Raw genomic sequence first — 23498 nt, forward strand, 5'->3', positions numbered from 1 at the left:
GGCACGCGCCCCCGCCGGTCGGCGACGTGCCGGAAGCCGGGCAGGTTGCCTCTCGTGCGCCTGTTTCTTGTCACTGCGGCGCAGGCCGGAGGGATCTTGACGCCCGGCCCCGGGCTCGCTGAACTGTGAGCGGCCGGACCGGGGCGGCCCGGGCGGAAGGGGTGGAACAGTACATCAGTACGATGACGGCTGAAACGGGTGGAAAGTGAGCAAACTCCCTGTACAGCCGAAGCGCGGGGAGCGGGGCGAAGGGGGCGATGCGGGTGACGGGGGACCGAGGGGCGATGGGCTGCCGTGCCTCATGAGCGCTGACGGGAACACCGCCGGGCGCACGGACCAGGTCCGTGCCGTGCTCGCCTGCCTCGCCCGGTTCACCGGGCGCACGTTGCGGGCGGAGTGGTACGCCATCGTCGTCGACCCGGTGCGCCTGCTCGCCCGGCGCGGACTGCCCGGGCTGTTACTGGCGTTCGTCGCAGCGTTCGGCGTCATCTTCTTCCACGACGTCGCGCAGCACCCCTTTGGAGCGTTGTGGGTCGAGCGGCTCGGCGGCGTCAAGGCCGACGTGCCGCTGTGGCTGTCCCTGCTGCGCACCCCGGTGTCGCTGTACGTCCCGGCGCTCGATCTGCCGGTGTGGGCGGGCATCACCCAGCTGTTCCTCGCCTTCGCCCTCGCCGAACTGACCCTCGGCCGGGCCCGGACCCTGGAGATCGCCTACGCCACCACCCTGGCGGGCACGCTCACCGCCCGCCTGATGATCGCGATCGGCCCGGGCTGGTGGGGGTTCGGACTGCCGCCCGAGTGCGGCAAGGTGCTCGACACCGGACCATCGGCGGCCGTGGTGGGCCTGTTCACCTATCTGGCGGTCGTCCGGCGCGCACCCGTGGTGTTCACGCTGACCGGCGGCTCGATGGTGTGGGAGTCCGTCGCGGTGCCGAACCTCGCCGGACGCGAGCACCTGGTCGCGGTGGGCGTCTCGATCGTGCTGGGCCTCCTGCACGGCCGCCGGGAGCGGTCGCGGTCCTTCGGACGCTCATGGCAGGCGGCGCGGATCACCGAGCCCGCTCCGGTGGAAGCCGTGCCGGTACCGGTTCCCCCGGGTCCGGGCCGCCCCCGGTCGGCGGATCCCACCCCCGATGCCGTCCTGGCCTCCCTCGAGCGCCGGTCCAGCAGCGTGCCCGGAGCCGATGTCAGCCGATGATGACCTTGAGGACGCGGCGGTCCTTGTGCGCCCGTCGACACCGCTGTAGCAGGACTCCGCGGGGTGGGAGTTCTTGTCCTGTGCCAGGCTGTTGTGATGAGCATGGCCGGTGGTGACGTACCTGCTGAGAGGGGTCGGCTCTCACTGGCATGTCCGGGCCACGTCAATGTGACGCTTTTCGCACTTCGACACGTGCGGGCAACCCCTAATGTTGCCGCGACGTACGGCAAGGCGTGGCTGACACCATGGTGTTCGTCGCCGGCAGGCAGCTGAAGGGAATCCAGGATGTTCCGCAAGGTGCTGGTCGCCAACCGTGGAGAGATCGCGATCCGCGCGTTCCGGGCGGGCTACGAACTCGGCGCGCGCACGGTCGCCGTGTTCCCGCACGAGGACCGCAACTCGCTGCACCGGCTGAAGGCCGATGAGGCCTACGAGATCGGGGAACCGGGACACCCGGTGCGGGCCTATCTCTCCGTCGAGGAGATCGTGGGCGCCGCTCGCCGGGCGGGCGCCGACGCCGTCTACCCGGGTTACGGATTCCTGTCCGAGAACCCCGAACTCGCCCGCGCCTGCGAGGAGGCGGGCATCACCTTCGTCGGGCCGAGCGCGCACACGCTGGAGCTGACCGGCAACAAGGCCCGCGCGGTCGCCGCGGCCCGGGCGGCGGGCGTACCCGTGCTGGGCTCGTCCGAGCCCTCCACCGACGTCGACGAACTCGTCCGCGCGGCCGAGGAGATCGGCTTCCCCGTCTTCGTCAAGGCGGTCGCGGGCGGCGGCGGGCGCGGCATGCGCCGGGTGGAGGACCCCGCTCAGCTGCGCGAGTCAATCGAGGCCGCGTCCCGCGAGGCCGCCTCCGCCTTCGGCGACCCGACCGTCTTCCTGGAGAAGGCCGTCGTCGACCCGCGCCACATCGAGGTGCAGATCCTCGCCGACGGCGAGGGCAACGTCATTCACCTCTTCGAGCGAGACTGCTCGCTGCAGCGCCGCCACCAGAAGGTCATCGAACTGGCGCCCGCACCCAACCTCGACCCCGCGCTCCGGGACCGGATCTGTGACGACGCCGTGCGCTTCGCCCGCGAGATCGGCTACCGCAACGCGGGCACCGTCGAGTTCCTCCTCGACCGTGACGGCAACCACGTCTTCATCGAGATGAACCCGCGCATCCAGGTCGAGCACACGGTGACCGAGGAGGTCACCGACGTCGACCTGGTCCAGGCCCAGCTGCGCATCGCCTCCGGCGAGACCCTCGCCGACCTCGGCCTGTCCCAGGACACCGTCACCCTGCGCGGCGCCGCCCTGCAGTGCCGGATCACCACCGAGGACCCGGCCAACGGCTTCCGCCCGGACACCGGCCGGATCAGCGCCTACCGCTCGCCCGGCGGCTCCGGCATCCGCCTCGACGGCGGCACCACCCACGCGGGTACGGAGATCAGCGCGCACTTCGACTCGATGCTGGTCAAACTCACCTGCCGGGGCCGTGACTTCCGGGCCGCCATCGGCCGCGCCCGGCGTGCCGTCGCCGAGTTCCGCATCCGCGGTGTGGCCACCAACATCCCCTTCCTCCAGGCCGTCCTGGACGACCCCGACTTCCAGGCCGGGCGGGTCACCACCTCGTTCATCGAGGAGCGCCCGCACCTGCTGACCGCCCGCAGCTCCGCCGACCGCGGCACCAAGCTGCTCACCTACCTCGCCGACGTCACCGTCAACAAGCCGCACGGCAAGCGCCCCGACCTGCTCGACCCGGTCACCAAGCTGCCGCCGCTCCCGGCCGGCGAGCCCCCGGCAGGCTCCCGGCAGCGACTGGTCGACCTCGGCCCCGAGGGCTTCGCCCGGCACCTGCGCGAGTCGCCGACCATCGGCGTCACCGACACCACCTTCCGCGACGCCCACCAGTCGCTGCTCGCCACCCGGGTACGCACCAAGGACCTGCTCGCCGTCGCCCCGGTCGTCGCCCGCACCCTGCCCGAGCTGCTCTCCCTGGAGTGCTGGGGCGGCGCCACGTACGACGTGGCGCTGCGCTTCCTCGCCGAGGACCCGTGGGAGCGGCTGGCCGCCCTGCGCGAGGCCGTCCCCAACATCTGCCTCCAGATGCTGCTGCGCGGCCGCAACACCGTCGGCTACACCCCGTACCCGACCGAGGTCACCGACGCCTTCGTCCAGGAGGCGGCCGCCACCGGCATCGACATCTTCCGGATCTTCGACGCCCTCAATGACGTCGGCCAGATGCGGCCCGCCATCGACGCCGTACGCGAGACCGGCACCGCGATCGCCGAGGTCGCCCTCTGCTACACCGCCGACCTCAACGACCCCGCCGAGCGGCTGTACACCCTCGACTACTACCTGCGCCTCGCCGAGCAGATCGTCGAGGCCGGCGCCCATGTCATCGCCGTGAAGGACATGGCCGGACTGCTGCGCGCCCCGGCCGCCGCCAAGCTGGTGTCCGCGCTGCGCCGCGAGTTCGACCTGCCGGTGCATCTGCACACGCACGACACGGCGGGCGGCCAGCTCGCCACCTACCTCGCGGCGATCCAGGCGGGCGCCGACGCGGTGGACGGCGCGGTGGCCTCCATGGCGGGTACGACCTCGCAGCCGTCGCTGTCGGCGCTGGTCGCCGCCACCGACCACTCCGAGCGGCCCACCGGACTGAACCTCCAGGCCGTCGGTGACCTGGAGCCGTACTGGGAGGGTGTCCGCAAGATCTACGCCCCGTTCGAGGCGGGCCTCGCCTCCCCGACCGGACGCGTCTACCACCACGAGATCCCCGGCGGCCAGCTGTCCAACCTGCGCACCCAGGCCGTCGCCCTCGGCCTCGGCGACCGCTTCGAGGACATCGAGGCCATGTACGCCGCCGCCGACCGCATCCTGGGCCGCCTGGTGAAGGTCACCCCGTCGTCCAAGGTGGTCGGCGACCTCGCCCTGCACCTGGTGGGCGCCGGAGTCTCCCCGGCGGACTTCGAGGCGACCCCCGACCGGTTCGACATCCCCGACTCGGTCATCGGCTTCCTGCGCGGCGAGCTGGGCACCCCGCCCGGCGGCTGGCCCGAGCCGTTCCGCACCAAGGCCCTCCAGGGCCGCGGCGAGCCCAAGCCGGCCCCGGAACTGTCCGCCGAGGACCGCGACGGGCTGGCGAAGGAGCCCCGGGCGACCCTCAACCGCCTGCTGTTCCCCGGTCCGACCCGCGAGTTCGACACCCACCGCCAGAGCTTCGGCGACACCAGCGTCCTGGACAGCAAGGACTTCTTCTACGGCCTGCGGCCCGCCAAGGAGTACGCCGTCGACCTGGAGCCGGGCGTGCGGCTGCTGATCGAGCTGCAGGCGGTCGGCGAGGCCGATGAGCGCGGCATGCGCACCGTGATGTCCTCGCTCAACGGCCAGCTGCGGCCGATCCAGGTCCGTGACCGGGCGGCCGCCTCGGACGTGCCGGTGACCGAGAAGGCCGACCGCGCCAACCCGGGCCATGTGGCGGCGCCGTTCGCCGGTGTGGTCACGCTCGCGGTCGCCGAGGGCGACGAGGTCGCGGCCGGCGCGACGGTCGCCACCATCGAGGCGATGAAGATGGAGGCCACGATCACCGCGCCCAGGGCGGGCCGGGTGTCCCGGCTGGCCATCAACCGGATCCAGCAGGTGGAGGGCGGCGACCTGCTGGTCGAGATCGCCTGAGACACCGTTTGCCGCGGCCGGGGGGGACACCCACCCGGCCGCGGCAAGCGCACAGCGGGCCAGGCCCTGTCGTCAGGCTTCCGCCTGCCGCGCGACGCCATGCGCGCTCCTCCCACTGCCTCAAGGGCGTGGGAGGTGCCCCCGTTCGCACGCACCTGCAGCGGCATCAGCCTCCCATCGCGGCGGGCGTGCGGCCGGCCCTTCGGGCGGGCGACGGGAGTCCGACGACAGACCTAGAGGCGGCCGAAGAGCTGCCGCAGACGGGCCAGGAGCAGGTTCGGGTCCCGCCTGGTCGAGTACGCGGCGCCGGGCACGTAGACGGTCCGGCCGCGCACGGCCACCGAGGTCGGGTTGGACAGCCCGTCCTGACGGGTGAGGACCACCGAGTGGGTGCCGTCGCGGCGCGCCAGGACCAGCTCGCTGGAGCCGTTCAGTGCGGCCAGCACGGTGCTCCCGTGTCCGGGGAAGGCGAAGTCGTCGATGCCGGCGAGTCCGGTGGCCCGCGTCTCGACCGGGCCCGCGGAGCCGTCCGGGGCGAAGGGGAAGCGCAGCAGCGTCCCGCGGTCGCTGTTGGACACCCACACCGCGCCGCGGTGCACCTTGATGCCGTTGGCGCCGTACCCGGTGCCGGGCGGTACCTGGCGCGGGTCGAGCTGTGTGCCCCGCGCCCACACCGTGGGGGTGCCGCCCGACACGGGGACGCGCCAGACGGTGCCCAGCGCGGAGTCGGCGGCGTAGAGCACGCCGTCGCGCCCGTCGAGGGCCAGGCCGTCGGGGAGTCCGTCCGGCGGCAGCTGGGCGATCTGCTCGGGCGCACCACCCCCGGCCGGGATCCGCCAGATGCCGGTCTCCCGCGTGCCGGTCGCGTAGGTGACGTACAGCGTGCCGTCGTACCCGCGGGCGATGCCGGTGACGACGGCGCTGCGCACGACGGGCGTGTCCGGACGAGCCACGGCCGGCAGGGTCGCGAGGATCCGGGTGTCGCCGTCGAGCGTCACGTGGGCGACCTGCCGGGCGAGGGCGAAGGTGAGGTCGGCGGAGCCGTCGGGTTCGAGCGCGATGTTCTCGGGCGTCTGCCCGGCGGCCAGCCCGAAGTGGGCGACGACGCGTACCTCGGTGAAGGTCGGCTCGTGGCCGCTGGCGGGCGCCGCCGCGATCAGTCCGAGCGCGAGCGCGGCCGCGGCCGCACCGGCCGGGCGGGGGAGTCGGGGCATGTGACCTCTCTTCGTACGGCGCGCGGGGCGCCGGAGTGCGGGGTCACACAAAGATGGCGGTGTGCCGGTCACCGGGAAGGGGAGCCGGGCCGCGGGGTCGCCCGCGCGGCCCACGCCATGGCGCCGCGGGCGGCCCGCGCGGGTGACGGGCCGCGGGCGGTCAGTCCCAGAGCGGATAGGTCATGACCTGCTTGAAGCCTTCCGGCCGGGCACCCTCGTAGATGAGGCTCATCCGGGTGTAGTGCTCGACGTCCGGATGCTTCGTCCACGGCCGCGGGCGGTCCAGCCGGACCGTCACCCGGTACGAGTGGAAGGTGCCCGCCGCGCAGTACGGCTTGCAGTCGTTGACCGCGTTCAAGCCCTCGGCGGTCGCCCCTTGCGAGCCCCACTGCGACCAGTGGAGCCCGAGCAGGCGGCTGTTGCCGTCGCCGCAGGCCAGGATGAAGTCGGCCGGGCGGACGTGGCGGTTCCAGAAGCAGTCGACCAGCACGGGCCTCGGGGGATCGGCCTTCGGTGCCGTGGCGGGCGGGCTCGCCGAAGCCGTGGTCATGGCCGCTGTGAGCAGGGCCCCTGCCGCCAGGGTGACTGCCGTTCCCAGCACTGATCCGCGCATGGCCGCTCCCACCCGTCGTGCCGTGTCCGACCGCGTGCATCTCGACGCTACGACCGTCCGCCGCGTTGCACCAGTCGCGCAGGTCGCGCCGCGTGTCACCCGTGCTGGACGGTCAGCCCGTAGAAGGCGACGCGGGCCCCGTTCGTGCTGCTGTCCGAGGAGGACTGGTTGTAGGAGCCCGCCTTGAAGTACTGCTTGTACGGCGCGAACGACGACGGGATGCCGTAGCGGGTGGTGGTGCCGTTGACGGTCAGCTCGATGGTGTTCCCGCCGGAGATCGCGATGGTGTAGCTCCACGTCTTGCCGATCGAGACGTGTCCCACGGTGTGCTGGGTCTGACCGCCGGACGGCGAGTTCTCGGTGCCGAGCACGATGTCGCCGTTCGCGTGGTAGTACAGCTCCAGCAGCGGTTTGGTGGAGGAGCCGCCGGAGCCGAGGTGGATCTGGCCCACGCACACGTTCTTGGTCACCGAGACCACCCGCAGGGTCGCGCTCATCCGGTGGGAGCCGCTGAGCGGCCAGTCGGCGGCGCTGCCGTTCCGGTTCATCTCGCGCAGCTCGGAGCGGGCGTAGTTCGAGTTCGGCGTGGTCACGCCTTTCTCGGGCGCCCAGAAGGTCATCGCTCCGTCGCGGGTGTCGGTGTAGAAGTACGCGTCCTGGTAACCGTTCGCGCCCTGCAGCCGGGACGAGGGGATGGTGGTCGGGGAGCCGGGTGAGCCGACGGGTTCCTGGAGCTGCCATATGGACAGGTCGAAGTTGCCGCCGGGCGCGACGTGCGGGTCGGCCGCGCCGGCGCTGCCGCCGAGGGCGGTGAGGGCGAGGGCGAAGCCCGTGGCGGTGGTGGCCGCGAGGAGCCGGGAGCGGGTCATGTGGGGGGTCCTTCCGCCGGAAGGATGTGTTCAGGCGTTCAGCCACCATTCGTTCAGTATGCTGAATGCTGAACGCATCCTTGGTCATCGGTGACCCGTGAAGCTAGAGGTCTGAACCAGACACGTCAAGAGGTTCAGCAGGCGCCCTCGTCCTGCCATGGACCCCACTCGGAGGCGCCGGGCACCTCGTTCTGGGTCCACCACTTGGCCTTCCAGTTGTGCTTGTTGTACGAGACCTCGTTCCCGGAGGTGTACACCGCCGTCGGACTCCAGGCGGTCTTGCAGGAAGTCGGGGTCGGCGTCGGAGTGGGGGTGGGCGTGCCGGTCGGCGGGGTGACCCCGGCGAACTTCACCGAGTACTTCGCGAAGTCCCAGGAGTTCTGGGTCACGCTGGAGCAAGTGCCCGAGGTGCGGCCGCCGTTGTCGGCCGGCGTGCACTGGCGGTCGCGGTTGAGGGACCAGAAAGTGAACCGGTCCATGTTGTGGCTGGTGGCGTAGTCCAGCACGGTCTGGAAGTCGGCCTGCGTGAAGTACTCGCCGGTGTCGCTGCGGCCGTTCATGCCGGAGAAGCCCTCGTGGGCGTAGGCGGTCGCCTGGTCCCAGCCGAAGGTGGACTGCAGGATCGAGTTGAAGTCGGTCAGCGCGCTGGTCTGGCTCGCCGCGCCGTTGAAACCGCCGTCGAAGGGCATAATGGAGAAGTTGTTCGGGGTGAAACCCTGCGACTTGGCCTCCAGCAGCATCTGCTTGCCGAACCAGCCTGTGCCGTCCGCCGTACCGGCGGTGGTCACGGACACGTACAGACCCGGGTTGTTCTGCTGCAGGATCTTCGCGGCGCCGATCTCGTTCCTGATCGCCGCGCTGTTCTCGTACTCCGGCTCCTCCAGGTCGAAGTCGATGGCGTGCAGCCCGTACTTGGTGATGACCTGCTGGTACGCGGCCGCCGTGGACGCGGCGTCAGGGCATGCCTGCCCGAGCTTGGTGCCGCCGTACCCGCCGATGGAGACGGAGACGTCGCCGCCCTTGGCCCGGATGGTGTCGATGACCGACTGGGCCGCCGTGTCGGAGGAGACCGCGGCCGTGCCGCCCCAGGTCGGGGAGCATCCGCCGCCGTTGGGGGCGAGGATGAAGGCCAGCTGGAAGGCCTTGAGGCCGGTGGCGTCCATGATGGTGGCCGCGTCCGGCGGGTCGTTGTCCAGCGGCATCAGGTAAGGGGCTGCGGCGTACCACCGGTTGCTCAGTGCGGTGGTCGCGCCCGAGGCGTTGCCCGCGACGAGCGCGGTCGTGCCCGCGGCGGCCAGTCCGACGGCGGCCGCCGCTCCCAGGCATGCCCGAAGACGTCTCACTGCGTGCCTCCAGAGGGGTGTGGGGTGGGGAGGTGCCCCAGCCTCCGGGGCTGATGCGGTCACGTCAATGGGTTGGTCTAGTCCAAAGGGTCTCTTTGGACTAGACCATACGAGCTCTTTACTCGATGCCCCTCAGGTGAGGCGAAGGGTGAAGCCGTGGCCGAGCGGCAGCCTCGGAGTGCTGATGGTCGTCACCTGACTGTCGCCGTCGAACGACCAGGCGGAGCCGGGCAGTTGCCGCCCGTCGAGGAACACGTGGTCGGGCGCCGTGTCGCCGTGCACCGTGAGCCGGTACGTCCGCGCGTCCACCTTGCCCGCGTACTCGCCCTTGCTCGCGCCGACCGAGACGGTCGTCCCCGCGGTGCCGGCGTGCACCGACACGCGCTGGGTGGCGGCCGAGCCCTTGGCGAAGTCCCGGGTCACGCCGTCGTCCTCGTACAGCGTGTAGCGGCTGGTGCCGTGGGCGGACGGATACAGGTCCCAGTCCAGCTCGTTCCGGTCGCGGGTCTGCCAACTCGTCGTGCCCTTGGGCCACATGGGGACGATCGCACCCTCCCGCACGAACAGCGGGAGCGTGTCCAGCGGGGCACGGTAGCCGTTCAGGGTGATGGGACCCTGGTAGGTGCGGCCGGTCCAGTAGTCGGTCCAGGTGCCCTTGGGCAGATAGATGCCGTCGCGGGTGTCGGAGTCCTGGTAGACCGGGGCGACGAGGAAGTCGCGGCCGGACAGGAACTCGTACTTGGCCTGCGCGCCCAGCGTGTCGGGGTCGTCCGGGTACTCCAGCCACAGCGGGCGCACCGCGCCCACGCCCGTCTTCGCCGCCTCGGCGGACAGGGTGTACATGTACGGCAGCAGTCGCTCCTTCAGCTGCAGGTACTTGCGGTTGATCGAGGTGTACGGCTCCCCGTCCCGCCACGGCTGCTGGTCGGCGGGCTTGCCGGTGGTGATGTCGCTGGCCCAGCCGTCCATGGTCATGACGGCCGGCAGGAACGCCTTCCACTGCAGGTCCCGGGCGTACATCCTGGCGTCGTGGCGGTAGATGCTGCCCACGTCACCGGTGTTGTAGGCGATGCCGGACATGGTCGCCCCGGCGTAGGTCGGGATCTGCCAGCGGATGTAGTCCCAGGACAGCTTCTGGTCGCCGCTCCACAGCACCCCGCACCGCTGGGCGCCCGCCCAGGACACCGGCAGCCACACGAAGCCGCGCGCGTCGCTGTTGTCCTCGATGCCCTTCTTCGCCGCGTCGCAGGCGTCCAGCGCGAACTTGTAGCCGTTGCCGCCCCAGGCCACGTCCAGCTTGGCCACCCGCTGGCCGGCCTTGACCTGATCGGCGAGCTTGTCGATGCCGTCCTGGGTCCACAGGCCGAGCTGGGCGTGGTGGTCCTGCAGACCCTTGGCGGTCTGCTCCAGGTTCTCGTACCCGCAGCCGTAGCCGTCGTTGACCAGCATCCAGCCGAGTGGCATCTGGTTCTCGGTGTAGCCGTCGGCGATCTTCAGGGCGTCCAGGGTGTGCCGCTCACCCCGGTTGGCGTTGTGCAGATAGCAGTCCGAGTCACCGGGTTCGAGACCGTAGACCGGAGGCATGAAGGGCCTGCCCACCAACTCCGTGTACTTCCCGATGACCTGCTTCGCGTCACCGAGGAAGTAGTAGGCGTCCAGGCGCCGTTCCTGCTGCCCGGTGGTGACCGGTGAGCCGAAGGTGTACACGCCCGGCGCGAAGGTGTTGCGGAGGACGCCGTAGCCCGCGCTGGAGAGGTAGAACGGCTGGGAGTTGTTGTAGCCGCCCTCGTTCCAGTCGAAGCTGTTGGCCACGTACATCGTCCTCCCGCGGTGCGAGAAGCTGCCGTTCTGCTCACCGCCGCCGAAGAACTGCTCGTCCGCACCTCGCGTGAGGCTCTGCCGCATCCCGCCGGTGGACCAGCGCAGCGGCTTGTCCTCCTGCCAGATCCGGGTGCGGTTGTCGGGCTCGTACAGCCCGAACCGCAGCGGCTTCTTGTACACGCGCAGCACGGCTTCGGGGGAGCGGACGCCGTAGTAGTCGCCCGCGTCGAAGGACGAGGTGTGCCGCTGGAGCGCGGGCTCCTTGCGCACGATGGCCGTGCCTGCCGGATCGCTCAGCGAACCCGACGGGTCCGCCTGGAGCCGGAGTCGGCCCCCCGTCAGGAAGTCGGCGCGGGCCGTGAGCGCGCCCGCGCCGATCGTGTAGCTCCCATCGCCCCCCGAGAAGGACGTGAGATCGCCGGCGTCCGTGGTCGCGGGCAGATAGGCGGTGCCCGTGAAGGAGTTGTCGTGCACGTCGTACGGCACGACCAGGACCTGGTACGTCCCCGACGCGCGCGGGATCACCGTGGCCTCGGGGTCGGCGGTGCCGGCGCTGGACGCCACCTGCCTGCCGTGGTCGTCGTAGACGTACAGGTCGAAGTCGTCGGAGGGCTTCTCCCACTTGATCGACAGCGGTACCCCGCCCTCGGGGTTGTCGTCCCAGTAGCCGGCCGGCACCGAGACGGTCAGGTCGAAGCGGTCGCAGACCTTGCTGTCGGGGTCGTCGGCCGTACCGGGGCAGCCATCAGGGCCGCCGCCCGTCCCCTTGGCGTAGACCGGGCTCTGCCAGTCGACGCTGCTGTGGGCGGAGTCGAGTACGGCGCCGGCCGCTGTCGCGGCGGCCGCGGCGGGTGCCGGGGCGGTGAGCACGGCAGCGGCCAGGGCGGTCGCCAGCCCCAGCGGAACCCAGGCCGGCCACGGCACACGGTGTCGGAGTCTTCGCACGGCGGAACAGCTCCCATCGCACCATCGCGGATTGACTGTCCTTGCGCTTTCTGCGCAGAAGCGATCGAAACAAGGTTCAATCGAGCAACTTCACGCACGAAGCCTCGGGGTTGACGCAGGTTCATGTCAATACGGCGGTGCGGATCAAGGCCGGGCACGACGAAGGCCGGCCCCTCGATCCGCAGGGGCCGGCCTTCGTGTCGGTGACGCTCAGCCGGTGTTCTTCCGGAGCACGATCTGGGTCTGCGTGGTCTGCCCGACCAGCCGGTCCCGGTCGTCGTGCAGGTCGGTCTGCACCACCAGCAGGGTGCCGCCGAGGTGCAGAGGACGAGCCGTGGCACGGACGTGGCCGGAGGTGACCGCGCGCAGGAAGTTGGTCTTGGACTCCACCGTCGAGGTACCGGACGCCCCCTCGGGCAGGTTGAGGTAGGCGCACACGGCACCGACGCTGTCCGCCAGCGCCATCAGCGCTCCGCCGTGCAGCGCACCGCCCGCCGTGCAGACGTCCGGCGACCAGGCCAGGCTCCCGACGGTGCGCTCGGCCGTGGCCTCCCGCAACTCGATGCCCAGTCCGGCCGCGAACGGCATGGCGGCCAGCAGATCACCGGGCTTCGGGGCGACGGGCTCGGAGGGGGACATGACGTACCGCCTTTCGTGGGTACCGTGGTGCTGCGGACGGTGATCCACTGTGGTGCCGTCGGGCAGGGTGCGCCAGTCGGTCCTCGGACGACTCCTGGGCCATGGCCAGGTCGCACGCCGCCCCGTTGACGGGATGTCGGAGTGACGGGAACGTCGGAGTGACCGGACGTCAGAGCGAGCTGCCCGCGGTGAGCAGGTCCTCGAGTCCGGGGCGGCGGAAGAAGTGGACGCGGATCCGGTCGGCGACCGCGGACACGACCTCGCTGCCGTCGCGGCTCGGGTCGACGTGGGTGCGCAGCGGCCGCCGGCCGGCCGGCAGATCCACCAGACGGACGACGGCCTCGGCGACATCGGCCACGTCCGCGTCCGGCGGGACGAGCCCCCGATCCACACCAGCAGGCCCGCGCCGCGCTCCCGCAGGTGGGGCAGCGCGGCCCGGTTGACGCGCTGCGCGCCGAGCACGTTGACGTCGTACGACTGGGCCAGTTGCTCCGGGGTGAAGGCCGCGGCGGGTCCGGTGGCCATCTGGCCCGCGTTGTGCACCAGCACGTCCAGGCGGCCCTCGGCGGCCAGGACCCGGGCGACGGCGGTGTCGGCGGAGTCCTGGGAGGTGACGTCGAGTTCGACCGCGTGCAGGGCCACGCCGTGCTCGGCCGCGTACCGGTACGGCCACGGCCGGCGCGTTGCGGGTGGCCGTCTGCCGGATGCCCGCGTAGACGGTGTGACCGGCGTCGGCGAGCGCGCGCACGGTCAGCGCGCCGAATCCGCTGGAAGCGCCGGTGACCAGGACGGTCAGGGGAGTGTCGGTGGTCATGATTCCTCGCAGAGAAAGAGAGGCGAAGAGAGACGAAGAGAGGGGTGAGAGGGCTGAGAGGTGTCAGGCGATGCCGCCGTTGGCGCGCACGACCTGCCCGTTGACCCAGTGGCCGGCCGGGGAAGCGAGGAAGGCCACCACCTCGGCGATGTCGGCGGGCGTGCCGAGCCGCTCCAGCGGGGGCTGGGCGGCCAGCTTGGCGACCGTCTGCTCGTCCTTTGGCGGCCGCACTGCGCCGCCGCAGCGAGGAGTTCGCCGCGCTCTGGGAGCAGCGGGACGTGGCCCTGCGCCGGACCGACCACAAGCGGATCGTCCATCCCGCGCTCGGCATCATCGAAGATCGGCACCCAGGACATGACGGCGGGCGCGGACCGTTCGGAGCACCGGCCGGGCTGAGGGCAAGGGGGGCGCACAGTGCACGCCATGCGTCCTGACTCGTCACCGATGTCCGCGGACCCGTGGCGGACCATCCGTCGCCTGAGGCACCCTTGACAGTGTGCGTGCGGTTTCGCGACGTTTGAGCACTGGCGCACGGCGGGGAGTCGAAGTCAGCAGAAGAGATGGCAGGACGCGCTCGGCGCGTCATGGGGGGGAGCGGTCGCCCATGCGATCCAAGAGCCATGTTCCACACGCCGTACCGGCCTGTGCCGTACGCGACAGATCACTCGCGGACCAGGCGGAAGGGCGGTCGAGCTGACGTGGAGATCACGATCCACAGACCCGGTGACCTGACCTCCGCGCTGCGCGACGCCTGGCACCGGGCGATGGACGAGTCGCCCGAGTACGCCAACCCGTTCCTGGCACCGGAGTTCACCATGGGGGTGGGCCGCCAGCGGGGCGGGGCGCGGGTGGCGGTCCTGAAGGAGGGCGGGGAACCCGTCGGATTCTTCCCGTACGAGCGGGGGCCCTTGGGCACCGGCCGGGCCATCGGACTCGGTCTGTCCGACTGCCAGGCCCTGGTGCACCGGCCCGGCGTCACCTGGGACCCCGGAGATCTGCTGCGCGCCTGCGGGCTCAGCATCTTCGAGTTCGACCATCTCGTCCAGGAACAGCGGCCGTTCGCCCCGCACGTCACCGGAACCTTCGCCTCACCGGTGATCGACGTCAAGCCCGGCGACGGCGGCTACGCCGAGTGGCTGCGCGGTACCTACCCGGGGCTGGCCAAGACGACGCTGAAGAAGGAACGCCGGCTCGGGCGGGACATCGGCGAGGTGCGGTTCGAGTTCGACGAGCGGGACCCGCGGGCCCTGCGCACACTCATGGAGTGGAAGTCCGCCCAGTACCGCCGCACGGGACGCATGGACCGGTTCTCGCGGCCCTGGATCGTGGACCTGGTGGACCACCTCTTCCATGTCCGCGAGGAGCACTTCACCGGGGTGCTGTCCGTGCTGTACGCCGGGGACCGCCCGGTCGCCGCCCACTTCGGCCCGCGCTCCAGCACGGTCCTGGCGGCCTGGTTCACCGCGTACGACCCCGAACTGCACTACTACTCACCCGGGTTGATGATGCACCTCAGGACCGCCGAGGCGGCCGCCCGCAACGGGGTGACCCTGGTCGACCTGGGGCGCGGCGACAAGGAGTACAAGGACTGGCTCAAGACCCGTGAACTACGGGTCGGCGAGGGCTTCGCCGCCCGCGCCCACCCCGTGGCCATGGCGCAACGGCTGTGGCGCAGACCGGTACGCGGCCTGCGCAACACGGTCCTCGCCCATCCCCGGCTGCGCGAGCCCGCCGACCGCCTGCTGAAGACGGCGGGCCGACTGCGCACCCAGGGCCTGCCCGGCCCGTCAGGTCGCGGGGAGTGACGCGGAGTTACGTCCCCCGGCGTCGGCCGCGCTGGAAAATCGCGGGCCGGACAGTTATCTACTGGCAGGTTTTTGTCAAAAACACGTCAAGCGGCGGGACGTTTCCCCGTCCGCGTGGTCGGGTCTCCTGCGACGGCAGTCGATGCCCCTCTGGGAGGTCCCCGTTGTCCGTGCCGACCCGCAGAAGACGGTGGTTCACCGTCTTGGCGCTCACCGCGTCCGCCGCGCTCGTCGCGATACCCCCGTCCGCCGCCTCCGGCCGCGGCGGCGTCAGCCCCTTCGGAGTCCGTACGCTCGGTCAACTCGCCAAGGAGCGGCAGCAGTCGGTGGGCGCTGCGTCCCCGTCGCACCCGCACCTCAAGGCCGATGACGACGACGGCAACGAGGCCGACGAGATCGCCGAGGGCGCCGACCAGTACGCGGAAGCCCGCACCTCGCCCGGTGTCGTCGCACCGGGCGCGTACGGCGCCGCCTGGCGCGGCCTGCGGAACCTGCCGAGCACGGACGGCAGGTGGCGCAACATCACCGACCTGCCGTACAACTCCGACGACGTGCGCTACCGCGACATCGACTCCAACTCCAGTGGCGGGTCGGGCGACGTGACCGGCCGGATGGCCGCGCTCGCGGCCGACGACGACGGCTACGTCTACGCGGGCAGCGCCGGCGGCGGGGTCTGGCGCTCGCACAGCGGAGGCGGCCACTGGCGGCCCATCAGCGACCGGCTGCCCGCGCAGTCCACCGGCGCCCTCGCCCTCGACGGCGCCGGCCGGCTGTGGCTGGGCACCGGCGAGGCCACCACGAACGCGGACGCCTACCTCGGCAGCGGCGTCTACGTCCTGGCCCACCCGCACCACGGGACGTTCTCCCCGCGCCACCGGGTCGGCGGCGACGAACTGGACAGCACCACCATCCACGAACTGCGCTTCGGCGGCGGCAAAGTGTGGGCGGCCACCAGCGAAGGCGTCTGGAGCCACTCCACGAAGAAGCTGAGCGGCCCCTGGAAGCTGGAGTTCGCGCCCAACCCCGACTATCTGCCGGGCGGTTCCAAGGCCGACGACCCGAGCGCACCGTACAAGAACATCGCCAACGACATCGCCATCGACCCGAAGGACCCCTCCAAGGTGGTCCTGGCCGTCGGCTGGCGCAGCGGCGACGACTACAACGGCTTCTACACCGAGACCGACGGCACCTGGAAGCGGATCACCAACGGCCTCGGCGACCTGCCCGGCGACGCGGACAACGTCGGCAACGTCACCTTCGCCCGCTCCGCCGACGGTTCCCGCTACTACGCCATCGAGCAGTCGCCGGAGCAGCTGAACACCAACCCGGACAGCGGCCTGGAGGGCATCTTCGTCTCCAAGTCCGGCTCCCCGGCCGGCCCCTGGACGAAGATCGCCGACTACAAGGGACTTGCCGCCGACAACTCGGCGCTGACCTCCCCGGGTTACATGCCGGGCGTCCAGGCCTGGTACAACCAGTTCCTCACCGTCGACCCGAGCGACCCGCAGCACGTGTACGCCGGTCTCGAGGAGGTCTACGAGACCAAGGACGGCGGCACCACCTGGTCCACCGTCGGCCCGTACTGGAACTTCACCTTCTCCTGCTGGAGCATCGACCCCGCCAGGCAGACCGGCGACTGCCACCAGACCACCCACTCCGACCAGCACGGCGTGGCGATCGGCCGCCACCACGGCAAGAGCTTCGTGTACGTCGGCAACGACGGCGGTGTCTACAAACGCCCGGTCGACGGCTCCCAGGACGCCTCCGGCCATGCCACCGACTGGACGTCCCTCAACGACGGCACCATCGACACCCTCCAGTACTACTCCGTCGGCATCGGCAAGGACCTCGACCACGGCGGCCTGTCCGTCACCGGCGGTCTGCAGGACAACGGCCAGTCCGTCCTGCGCGGCGACGACAAGGTGATGGGCTCCAACTTCGGCGGTGACGGCGGCGACACCCTCACCGATCCCGCCAACGGCTGCAACATCGCCCAGGAGTACGTCTACCTCGCCGTCCAGGTCACCCAGAACTGCGCCGTCAACGACGGTGGTTGGACCACCGACGCCGGCAAGGCCACCTCGTACGGCGTCGCCCCGCCCGACAACGCCACCAGCGAGGCCCGCTTCATCGCCCCGCTCGCGACGGACCTGAAGAACGGCTCCACCTGGATCGCCGGCGGCCGCCACATCTGGGTGCAGACCCACGGCTACGCCATCCGCAGCGGCTCCGAGTGGACGAGCGTGCACGACTTCGGCGCCGGACGCGTCGCGACCGCCGTCGCCGCCTCCGGCGGGAAGATCTACGCCGCCTGGTGCGGACCGTGCAACAACCAGGGCTTCGCCCGCGGCATCGCCGTCGGCAACGCGGACGGCACCGGCTGGCACGACATCAACCTGCCGGTGGACGGGACCGTACCCAACCGCTACCTGAGCGGCTTCGCCGTCGACCCGAAGAACGCCGACCACGTCTTCCTCGCGGTCAACGGCTTCTCCCGGCACTGGACCGAGGGCCCGGGCGCGGGCGTCGGCCATGTCTTCGAGTCCACGGACGGCGGCACCACCTGGAAGGACATCTCGGCGAACCTCCCCGACGTGCCGACCGACTCCGCCCTGGTGACGGCGGACGGCGGCCTCGCCGTGGCCACCGACCTCGGCGTCGTCTACCGCGCACCGGGCTGCAGGACGTGGCAGCGCGTCGGTGATCTCCCTGCCGTGGCGGTCCTCCAGCTCAGGACGAGCCCCGACGGCGGCACCCTGTACGCGGCCACCCACGGCCGGGGCATCTACACCATCAGGCTCCGCGACCTCGACTGAGCAGCGCGGACGAGTGAGGAACGGGTGACCCCGCTGTCCCTGGGGTCACCCGTTCTGCGGGTACGGCACCACGTTCACGTCCAGCGTGAAGACGCCCCGCGGGGCACCCGCCACGTCCGGCGCCTTCGCCGAGACGGTGACCCGGGCGGCACCGCCCCGGGTGCCCGCGCAGCGCAGGGTGGCGTGCGCGGTGCCGTCCGGGTCCACGCGCCAGCCTGCGGGCACGACAAGGGCGGGCAGGGAACTCAGCACAGCCGTCCAGCGCTTGTCGTCCAGCCGTGGCCGCAGAAGCAGCGTCACCACGGCGCCGGGCCGTACACACAGCCCCCGGACCCGGTCACCTGGGGAGACGGTGACCTCCACGTGCCCGGCGGCACAGCTTCCGGCCGACGTGGAGGAAGCAGCCGTGGGCGATGCCGCACCGCCGGACGACTCGGAGGGGCGAGCCGGGGACGACGGCCGCGGCGAGCCACTCCCGGACGCCCCCGTACCCGTTGCCCCGTTCCCGCCGGCCGGCGCCCCGCACCCCGCCAGCACCACGACCGCGGCCACCACGCACCCACCGGCCCACCACCGCATGCCCACACCTCCCGGCCTCCCGGTACGCCTCCCAGGATGCCCCCGCCTCAGTCCCCCTGTCGCACCGCCCGGCCCACCTCCGTGCGCAGCGCCACGAAGCCGGGCAGGCTCCGCGTGGTGATCTGGTCGCGCTTGCCGGGCAGGTCGACCGGCAGGTCTCGTACGACGCGGGAGCCGGGGCCGGGGGACAGGACGACGACACGGTCGCCGACGTACACGCTCTCGTCGATGTCGTGGGTGACGAACAGGATGGTGGTGCCGTCGGCGCGGTGCACTTCGAGGAGCAGGTCCTCCAGGTCCTCGCGGGTACGGGCGTCCAGGGAGCCGAACGGCTCGTCCATGAGCAGCAGGGAGGGGCGGCAGACCAACGCGCGGGCGATGGCGACGCGCTGCTGCATGCCGCCGGAGAGCTGCCGCGGATGCCGGCCGGCCACCCCGTGCAGGCCGACGCGTTCCAGGATGGCCTCGGCCTCGGCGTGCCGCGCGGCCCGGCCGAGGCCCCGGCGCCGCAGCGGCAGGGCCACGTTGTCGCGGACGGTGAGCCAGGGCAGCAGCGAGCGGCCGTACTCCTGGAACACGACCGCGAGCCGGTCGGGCACGCCGGTCACCGGTGCGCCGTCGATCTGGATCGTGCCCTCGTCCGCGGGCAGCAGCCCGGCGATGGTGCGCAACAGCGTGGACTTTCCGCAGCCCGACGGCCCGACCACGCTCAGCAGCTGGCCCTCGGGCACGGTGAGGTCGATGCGGTCCAGTACGAGGTGGTCGCCGAAGCGGCGGGTCATCGAGTCGAGGCGCAGCATCCGTCACCCGGCCCAGGGCTCGTACAGGGTGCCCACGCTGCCGGCCACCCGCAGCTGGAGCAGGAACGGGCCCACGTCGTCGCCCCGGCCCAGGGCGTGGTCCAGGGCGGCCGACAGCTCGTCGGGGTGCTCGGCACGGGCCGCCGGGCAGCCGAACGACTCGGCGAGGGCCGCGAAGTCGATGCCGCCGACGTCCGTGCCGGGGACGGGTTCGACACCGATCCGGCGGCCCAGCGCGCGGACGGCCGCGTAACCGCCGTTCTCCAGGAGGACGTAGGTGACCGGCGCCGCGTACCGGGCCGCGCTCCACAGTGCCTGCACGGAGTACAGCGCCGAGCCGTCGCCGACCACGCACACCAGCCGGCGTCCGTCGGCGAGCGCGCGGCCCACCGCCAGCGGCAGGCCCCAGCCGAGCGCTCCGCTGCCCGTGGTGAGGAAGCCGCCGCTCAGGTCGACGGGCACGCGCGCGTGCAGGGCGTCCCGGTGACTGGGGGCCTCCTCGACGAGCACCCGGTCACGCGGCAGCCGGGCGGCGAGCAGGTCGAAGAACAGCTCCGGGGTGATGTGTTCGGCGGCGCGGGCGGCCGGGGGAGCGGCTCGGGGCGGCGGCGGGTCGCGGTCCGATTCCTTCAGCAGCTCCGTGAGCCGGGTCAGGGCGGGCCGCAGGGTCGTCAGGATGCTGGTGCCGGTGGGCAGCCAGGCGGCCTGGCCCGGATCGCAGTCCAGATGGAAGAGGTCGGTGCCCGGTGCCAGGGGCGGCCCGCCGTCGGTCACGTGGTACGTGAACACCGGGGCGCCCAGGGCGACCACCACGTCGTACGGCGCCAGGCGCACGGCCAGCGGCCCGGCGACCGGAGGCAGGAACCCCTGGAACAGCGGGTGCGACTCCGGGAACCCGGAGCGGCCGGACAGGGGGCTGATCCACACCCCGGCGCGGATCCGCTCGGCCAGCCCCCGGACCTCCTCCAGCGCGTCCTCGTCGTCCACACCGGGGCCGACCACCAGGGCCGGACGGGCGCACGAGCCGAGCCGGGCGGCGAGCGCGGCGAGGGCGTCCGGGTCGGCCGTGAACGCGGAGTGCACCGTGCGGGGCGTGACGGTCTCGGCGGGCCGGTCCCAGTCGTCCTCGGGCACGGAGACGAAGACCGGGCCGCGCGGCGGCGTCATCGCGATCCGGTACGCCTCGGCGAGCACGGCCGGCACGTCCTCGGCCCGCTCCGGCTGGCGGGCGGACTTCACGTACGGGCGCGGGAACAGGGCCGGTTCGTCGGCGCCGAGGAACGGCCGCAGCTGGATCAGCGAACGCGCCTGCTGGCCCGCCACGACGACCAGGGGCACCCGGTCGCGGAAGGCGTTGAAGACGGCGCCGAGCGCGTGTCCCACCCCGCCGGCCGAGTGCAGGCTGACGAAGGCCGCGCGCCGGGTGCCGAGGGCGTGTCCGGCCGCCATGCCCACGGCGGTCGACTCCTGCAGGCCGAGCACATAGGTGAAGTCGTCCGGCCAGTCGCGGAACATGCGCAGTTCCGTGGAGCCGGGATTGCCGAAGACGGTGGTCATGCCGGTGTCGCGCAGGAACCGGACCACCGCGTCGCGCACCGTTGCCGTCACGAAGCCCTCCTTGGGCCGGCGATCCGCCTCTCGACCGCGAGCAGTCCGGTGTTGAGGAGATACCCGAGCACGCCGAGCAGCATCAGCGCGGCCCACACGGTGAGCAGGTCGGAACGCGACTGGGCGTCGGTGAGCGTGAAGCCGATCCCGTCGGCCGTGCCCGGCAGCAGCTCCGAGAAGACCATCAGGATCAGGCACAGCGACAGGCTCAGCCGGAGCCCGGCGAAGATCCGGGGCAGCGCGGACGGCAGGACGAGGAACCACAGCCGCTCGGGCCCCGTCAGCCGCAGCACCGCCCCCACCTCCAGCCGCAGTGGATCCGTGGCCCGGGCGCCCTCCGCCGCGTTGACCAGCACCGGCCACACGGCACTGAACGCGATCGACGCCACCTGCATCGGCGTACCGAAGTCGAAGACGACGACGAACACCGGCACCAGGGCGGGCGGCGGTACGGCCCGTGCGAACTGGAGCACCGGGTTGCACAGCGCGTACGCCCGCCGCGAGCGGCCCACCGCGATGCCCAGCAGTATTCCGGCGACGGCGGCGGTCACGAAGCCGGCGGCCATCCGGCCGAGGCTGGGCAGGATGTTGTCGACGGCCGCCGTGGTGAGGAAGAGATGCCCGACGGGCCCGGAGAACCACAGGTCGTGGGCGTGGCGGGCGATGCGCAGCGGAGTCGGGAAGTACACACTGCCGTGCGCGCGGGCGGCCGCCTCCCAGCAGGCGACGGCGAGCAGGAACACCGACCAGCGCAGCAGGAAGGGTACGGCGGTACGGGCCCGGTGGGTCGCCGTGCCGCGCAGCGTCCGGCGGCCGAGCTGTGCGTCCGCCGCCGTCATGCGCCGGTCCCTTGCCGTCCCGGCCCGAACCGCCGCTGTTCGCCACGGGGTTCATGGGCCCACGCGAACAATCGCCGCTCCGCGCCGACCAGAAGGCCGTTGACCACCAGCCCGAGGATCCCTGCCCACAGGACGCCCGCCAGGACGTCCCGGGTGCCGTCCGTGGCCGTCTGTGCCTGGGCGATGAAGATGCCCAGCCCCTCGCCGAACCCGGAGAGGATCTCGGAGGCGACGGCCAGGATGAGGGCGACCGCGGCGGAGATCCGCACCCCGGCGGCGATGAACGGGGCGGTGCCCGGCAGTTCCACCCGCAGCAGCACCCCGAGCCGCCCGAAGCCGAAGGCCCGCAGGGTGTCCTTGGCCAGGGCATCGGTCTCGGCGAGGCCGTAGACGGTGTTGAACAGCACCGGCCACACGGACGCGTACGCGATCAGCGTCACCTCCGCACCGGTGCCCGACCCGAGCAGCAGCGACACCAGCGGGATCAACGCGACGGACGGCAGCGGCCGCAGGAACTCCACGACCGCGCGCACGGCGGCCTCCAGGACCGGCACCGCGCCCAGCAGCAGCCCCAGCGGTACGGCGATCGCACAGGCGAGACCGAGGCCCAGCGCCCAGGCCCGCAGCGTGGCCCCGATCCCGTCGAGGAACGTCCCGTCGCCCGCCAACCACGCGGCCCGGGCCACGACTTCGGACGCGGGCGGCAGATAGCTGCGCCGGACGATCCCGGCCCGGCTGACCGCCTCGCAGACGCCGAAGGCCAGCACCGCGCCGAGGACGCCGAGCAGGAACTCCTGGCGCCGTGTCATCGGGCCAGCAGGGGCGCCGGGTCGACGTCCTTCTTCAGCAGGCCCTGGTCGCGCATGAGCCGGACGAGACGGCGCAGTTGCGCGGGGTCGGCGGTCACCGGGTACGTCGGCAGGTGGATCGACCTGGCCTGGTCCGCCGTCACCTTGGTGTACTTCGGCAGCTCGGCGCGTACGGCCCCCGGGTCCCGGGCGGCGATCTTCGAGGCGGCCTCGATGGCGCGCCGGAAACCCGCTGCCGCCTTCGGGTGCTTCTGCACGAAGTCCCGCGTGGTGACGTACCCGCTGGCGGGCAGACCCCGCACCGGCGGTGAGCCCCCGTCCAGCAGCACCCGGGCACCCAACTCGCCCTGGATCGCGCTGTCGAAGGGCTCGACGGCGTGGACGGCGTCCACCTGGCCCTGCTCCAGGGCGGGGCCCATCTGCGGGAAGAGGATCTGCCGGTAGACGGGCCGGCCGGCGCCCTTGGCGGCGAGGATCGCGTTCAGGGTCAGCGACTGGATGTTGTTGAGGACGGCGACGGCGACCTTCCTGCCCGCGAGGTCCGCCGGAGTCCTGATCGCCGAGCCCTTGGGTACCAGGACGTCCATCATGTGCGGGGCGATCCGGACGCCCTCGGCGAGGATGCGCAGGTCCAGGGTGCCCTTCTCGTACGCCTGGAGGTAGGTGACGTAGTTCGCGCTCGCGATCACGCTCACCTGGCCCTTGATCAGCGCGGGCAGCGCCTGGACACTCTGCTGCACGGGCCGGATGCGCACGTCCAGGCCCTCCTTGGCGAACAGTCCCCGGTCCCGGGCGAGATAGAGGGCCGCCGAGTCGGTGAGTGGCAGAGCCGCCACGGTCAGCTCCTGACGCCCGTGGCCGGAGGAGGAGCCCGCGCTCTCACAGCCCGCGAGGATGAGTGCCACGGCGGCGACGGCCGCCGCGAACCTGGGTCGTCCCGATCGTGATCGACGTAACGCCATACGGGCATGCGTACCCGTGAATGCCGTGATCGCTACATGCGGGGTGGTGGTTTTCGTCGGCCTTTGGAGAAAAGCGAAGCGTTGTAGGGGCGTCAGGGTCCGGCATGACTGGGCGAGACGTGGGAATCGTGCACCCCGGTGCCATGGGCGCGGGCGTGGCGGCG

The 23498-nt window shown here is 71.9% G+C and carries 16 protein-coding genes and 3 pseudogenes; 5 read left to right on the plus strand and 14 right to left on the minus strand.

What is annotated here, in order from left to right:
* The first annotated feature begins 301 nt into the window (after nt 1-301).
* Together ACWC5O_RS02235 and ACWC5O_RS02240 are read left to right on the plus strand one after the other, a co-directional pair.
* Entirely contained in the window at nt 302-1198 is an 897-nt protein-coding gene (locus ACWC5O_RS02235) for a hypothetical protein (RefSeq protein WP_450582024.1), read from the plus strand.
* A gap of 285 nt (nt 1199-1483) precedes the next feature.
* Nucleotides 1484-4858: a pyruvate carboxylase gene (locus tag ACWC5O_RS02240; RefSeq protein WP_450582022.1), complete on the plus strand. Its 3375-nt coding sequence runs from the start codon at nt 1484-1486 to the stop codon at nt 4856-4858.
* 233 nt (nt 4859-5091) lie between these two features.
* Here the strand turns inward: ACWC5O_RS02240 and ACWC5O_RS02245 are convergent, their stop codons facing one another.
* The 8 genes and pseudogenes from ACWC5O_RS02245 to ACWC5O_RS02280 all read right to left on the minus strand — a co-directional run.
* Nucleotides 5092-6072 (minus strand): hypothetical protein, encoded by a 981-nt coding sequence (locus ACWC5O_RS02245; RefSeq protein WP_450582020.1) that lies wholly within the window; start codon nt 6070-6072, stop codon nt 5092-5094.
* A 160-nt stretch (nt 6073-6232) separates the two neighbouring features.
* Nucleotides 6233-6685, minus strand: a complete 453-nt coding sequence (locus ACWC5O_RS02250; RefSeq protein ID WP_450582019.1) for a hypothetical protein — start codon at nt 6683-6685, stop codon at nt 6233-6235.
* Nucleotides 6686-6780: 95 nt separating this feature from the next.
* Nucleotides 6781-7554 carry a polysaccharide lyase family 7 protein gene (locus ACWC5O_RS02255; RefSeq protein WP_450582017.1) on the minus strand — a complete coding sequence of 258 codons (774 nt, stop codon included), beginning with the start codon at nt 7552-7554 and terminating at the stop codon, nt 6781-6783.
* A gap of 134 nt (nt 7555-7688) precedes the next feature.
* Complete coding sequence (locus ACWC5O_RS02260; RefSeq protein ID WP_450582015.1) at nt 7689-8897, minus strand: chitinase; 1209 nt, start codon at nt 8895-8897, stop codon at nt 7689-7691.
* 132 nt (nt 8898-9029) lie between these two features.
* Complete coding sequence (locus ACWC5O_RS02265) at nt 9030-11192, minus strand: TIM-barrel domain-containing protein (RefSeq protein ID WP_450582231.1); 2163 nt, start codon at nt 11190-11192, stop codon at nt 9030-9032.
* A gap of 681 nt (nt 11193-11873) precedes the next feature.
* Nucleotides 11874-12302 carry a PaaI family thioesterase gene (locus ACWC5O_RS02270; protein ID WP_450582014.1) on the minus strand — a complete coding sequence of 143 codons (429 nt, stop codon included), beginning with the start codon at nt 12300-12302 and terminating at the stop codon, nt 11874-11876.
* A 169-nt stretch (nt 12303-12471) separates the two neighbouring features.
* Nucleotides 12472-13116: pseudogene (locus tag ACWC5O_RS02275) on the minus strand (SDR family NAD(P)-dependent oxidoreductase).
* 63 nt (nt 13117-13179) lie between these two features.
* Nucleotides 13180-13335, minus strand: a pseudogene (locus ACWC5O_RS02280) (SDR family oxidoreductase); the annotation flags it as partial.
* 2 nt (nt 13336-13337) lie between these two features.
* Between ACWC5O_RS02280 and ACWC5O_RS02285 the strand changes: the two are divergent.
* The 3 genes and pseudogenes from ACWC5O_RS02285 to ACWC5O_RS02295 all read left to right on the plus strand — a co-directional run.
* A pseudogene (locus ACWC5O_RS02285) lies at nt 13338-13454 on the plus strand (MmyB family transcriptional regulator); the annotation flags it as partial.
* Between the two features lie 360 nt (nt 13455-13814).
* Nucleotides 13815-14921 (plus strand): GNAT family N-acetyltransferase, encoded by a 1107-nt coding sequence (locus ACWC5O_RS02290; protein ID WP_450582012.1) that lies wholly within the window; start codon nt 13815-13817, stop codon nt 14919-14921.
* Nucleotides 14922-15085: 164 nt separating this feature from the next.
* Entirely contained in the window at nt 15086-17737 is a 2652-nt protein-coding gene (locus ACWC5O_RS02295) for a glycosyl hydrolase (protein WP_450582011.1), read from the plus strand.
* A gap of 45 nt (nt 17738-17782) precedes the next feature.
* Here ACWC5O_RS02295 and ACWC5O_RS02300 read toward each other — a convergent pair whose 3' ends face one another.
* The 6 genes from ACWC5O_RS02300 to ACWC5O_RS02325 all read right to left on the minus strand — a co-directional run bounded on the left by ACWC5O_RS02300 (nt 17783) and on the right by ACWC5O_RS02325 (nt 23277).
* Nucleotides 17783-18040, minus strand: coding sequence for an acetyl-CoA synthetase (locus ACWC5O_RS02300; RefSeq protein WP_450582009.1), 258 nt, complete (start codon nt 18038-18040; stop codon nt 17783-17785).
* Nucleotides 18041-18363: 323 nt separating this feature from the next.
* On the minus strand, nt 18364-19116 hold the full coding sequence (locus tag ACWC5O_RS02305; protein ID WP_450582008.1) for an ABC transporter ATP-binding protein: 753 nt from the start codon (nt 19114-19116) through the stop codon (nt 18364-18366).
* A gap of 3 nt (nt 19117-19119) precedes the next feature.
* The gene (gene mdlC, locus ACWC5O_RS02310) at nt 19120-20724 is read right to left on the minus strand and encodes a benzoylformate decarboxylase (RefSeq protein ID WP_450582006.1); all 1605 of its coding nucleotides are present in this window, start codon (nt 20722-20724) and stop codon (nt 19120-19122) included.
* Entirely contained in the window at nt 20721-21563 is an 843-nt protein-coding gene (locus ACWC5O_RS02315; RefSeq protein WP_450582005.1) for an ABC transporter permease, read from the minus strand. Before ACWC5O_RS02315 ends, mdlC begins: the two co-directional genes overlap by 4 nt.
* Complete coding sequence (locus tag ACWC5O_RS02320) at nt 21560-22372, minus strand: ABC transporter permease (RefSeq protein ID WP_450582003.1); 813 nt, start codon at nt 22370-22372, stop codon at nt 21560-21562. Before ACWC5O_RS02320 ends, ACWC5O_RS02315 begins: the two co-directional genes overlap by 4 nt.
* Complete coding sequence (locus tag ACWC5O_RS02325; protein WP_450582001.1) at nt 22369-23277, minus strand: ABC transporter substrate-binding protein; 909 nt, start codon at nt 23275-23277, stop codon at nt 22369-22371. The genes ACWC5O_RS02320 and ACWC5O_RS02325 overlap by 4 nt, the downstream gene beginning before the upstream one ends.
* Nucleotides 23278-23498 lie beyond the last annotated feature (221 nt).

The organism is Streptomyces sp. NPDC001450, assembly GCF_053597295.1.

Excerpts from the sequence above, each read along its gene's own strand:
- ACWC5O_RS02315 (WP_450582005.1), bottom strand. The coding sequence starts at position 21,563 with ATGACGGCGGCGGACGCACAGCTCGGCCGCCGGACGCTGCGCGGCACG.
- ACWC5O_RS02235 (WP_450582024.1), top strand. The coding sequence starts at position 302 with ATGAGCGCTGACGGGAACACCGCCGGGCGCACGGACCAGGTCCGTGCC.
- ACWC5O_RS02240 (WP_450582022.1), top strand. The coding sequence starts at position 1,484 with ATGTTCCGCAAGGTGCTGGTCGCCAACCGTGGAGAGATCGCGATCCGC.
- ACWC5O_RS02255 (WP_450582017.1), bottom strand. The coding sequence starts at position 7,554 with ATGACCCGCTCCCGGCTCCTCGCGGCCACCACCGCCACGGGCTTCGCC.
- ACWC5O_RS02245 (WP_450582020.1), bottom strand. The coding sequence starts at position 6,072 with ATGCCCCGACTCCCCCGCCCGGCCGGTGCGGCCGCGGCCGCGCTCGCG.
- ACWC5O_RS02320 (WP_450582003.1), bottom strand. The coding sequence starts at position 22,372 with ATGACACGGCGCCAGGAGTTCCTGCTCGGCGTCCTCGGCGCGGTGCTG.
- ACWC5O_RS02305 (WP_450582008.1), bottom strand. The coding sequence starts at position 19,116 with ATGCTGCGCCTCGACTCGATGACCCGCCGCTTCGGCGACCACCTCGTA.
- ACWC5O_RS02250 (WP_450582019.1), bottom strand. The coding sequence starts at position 6,685 with ATGCGCGGATCAGTGCTGGGAACGGCAGTCACCCTGGCGGCAGGGGCC.
- ACWC5O_RS02270 (WP_450582014.1), bottom strand. The coding sequence starts at position 12,302 with ATGTCCCCCTCCGAGCCCGTCGCCCCGAAGCCCGGTGATCTGCTGGCC.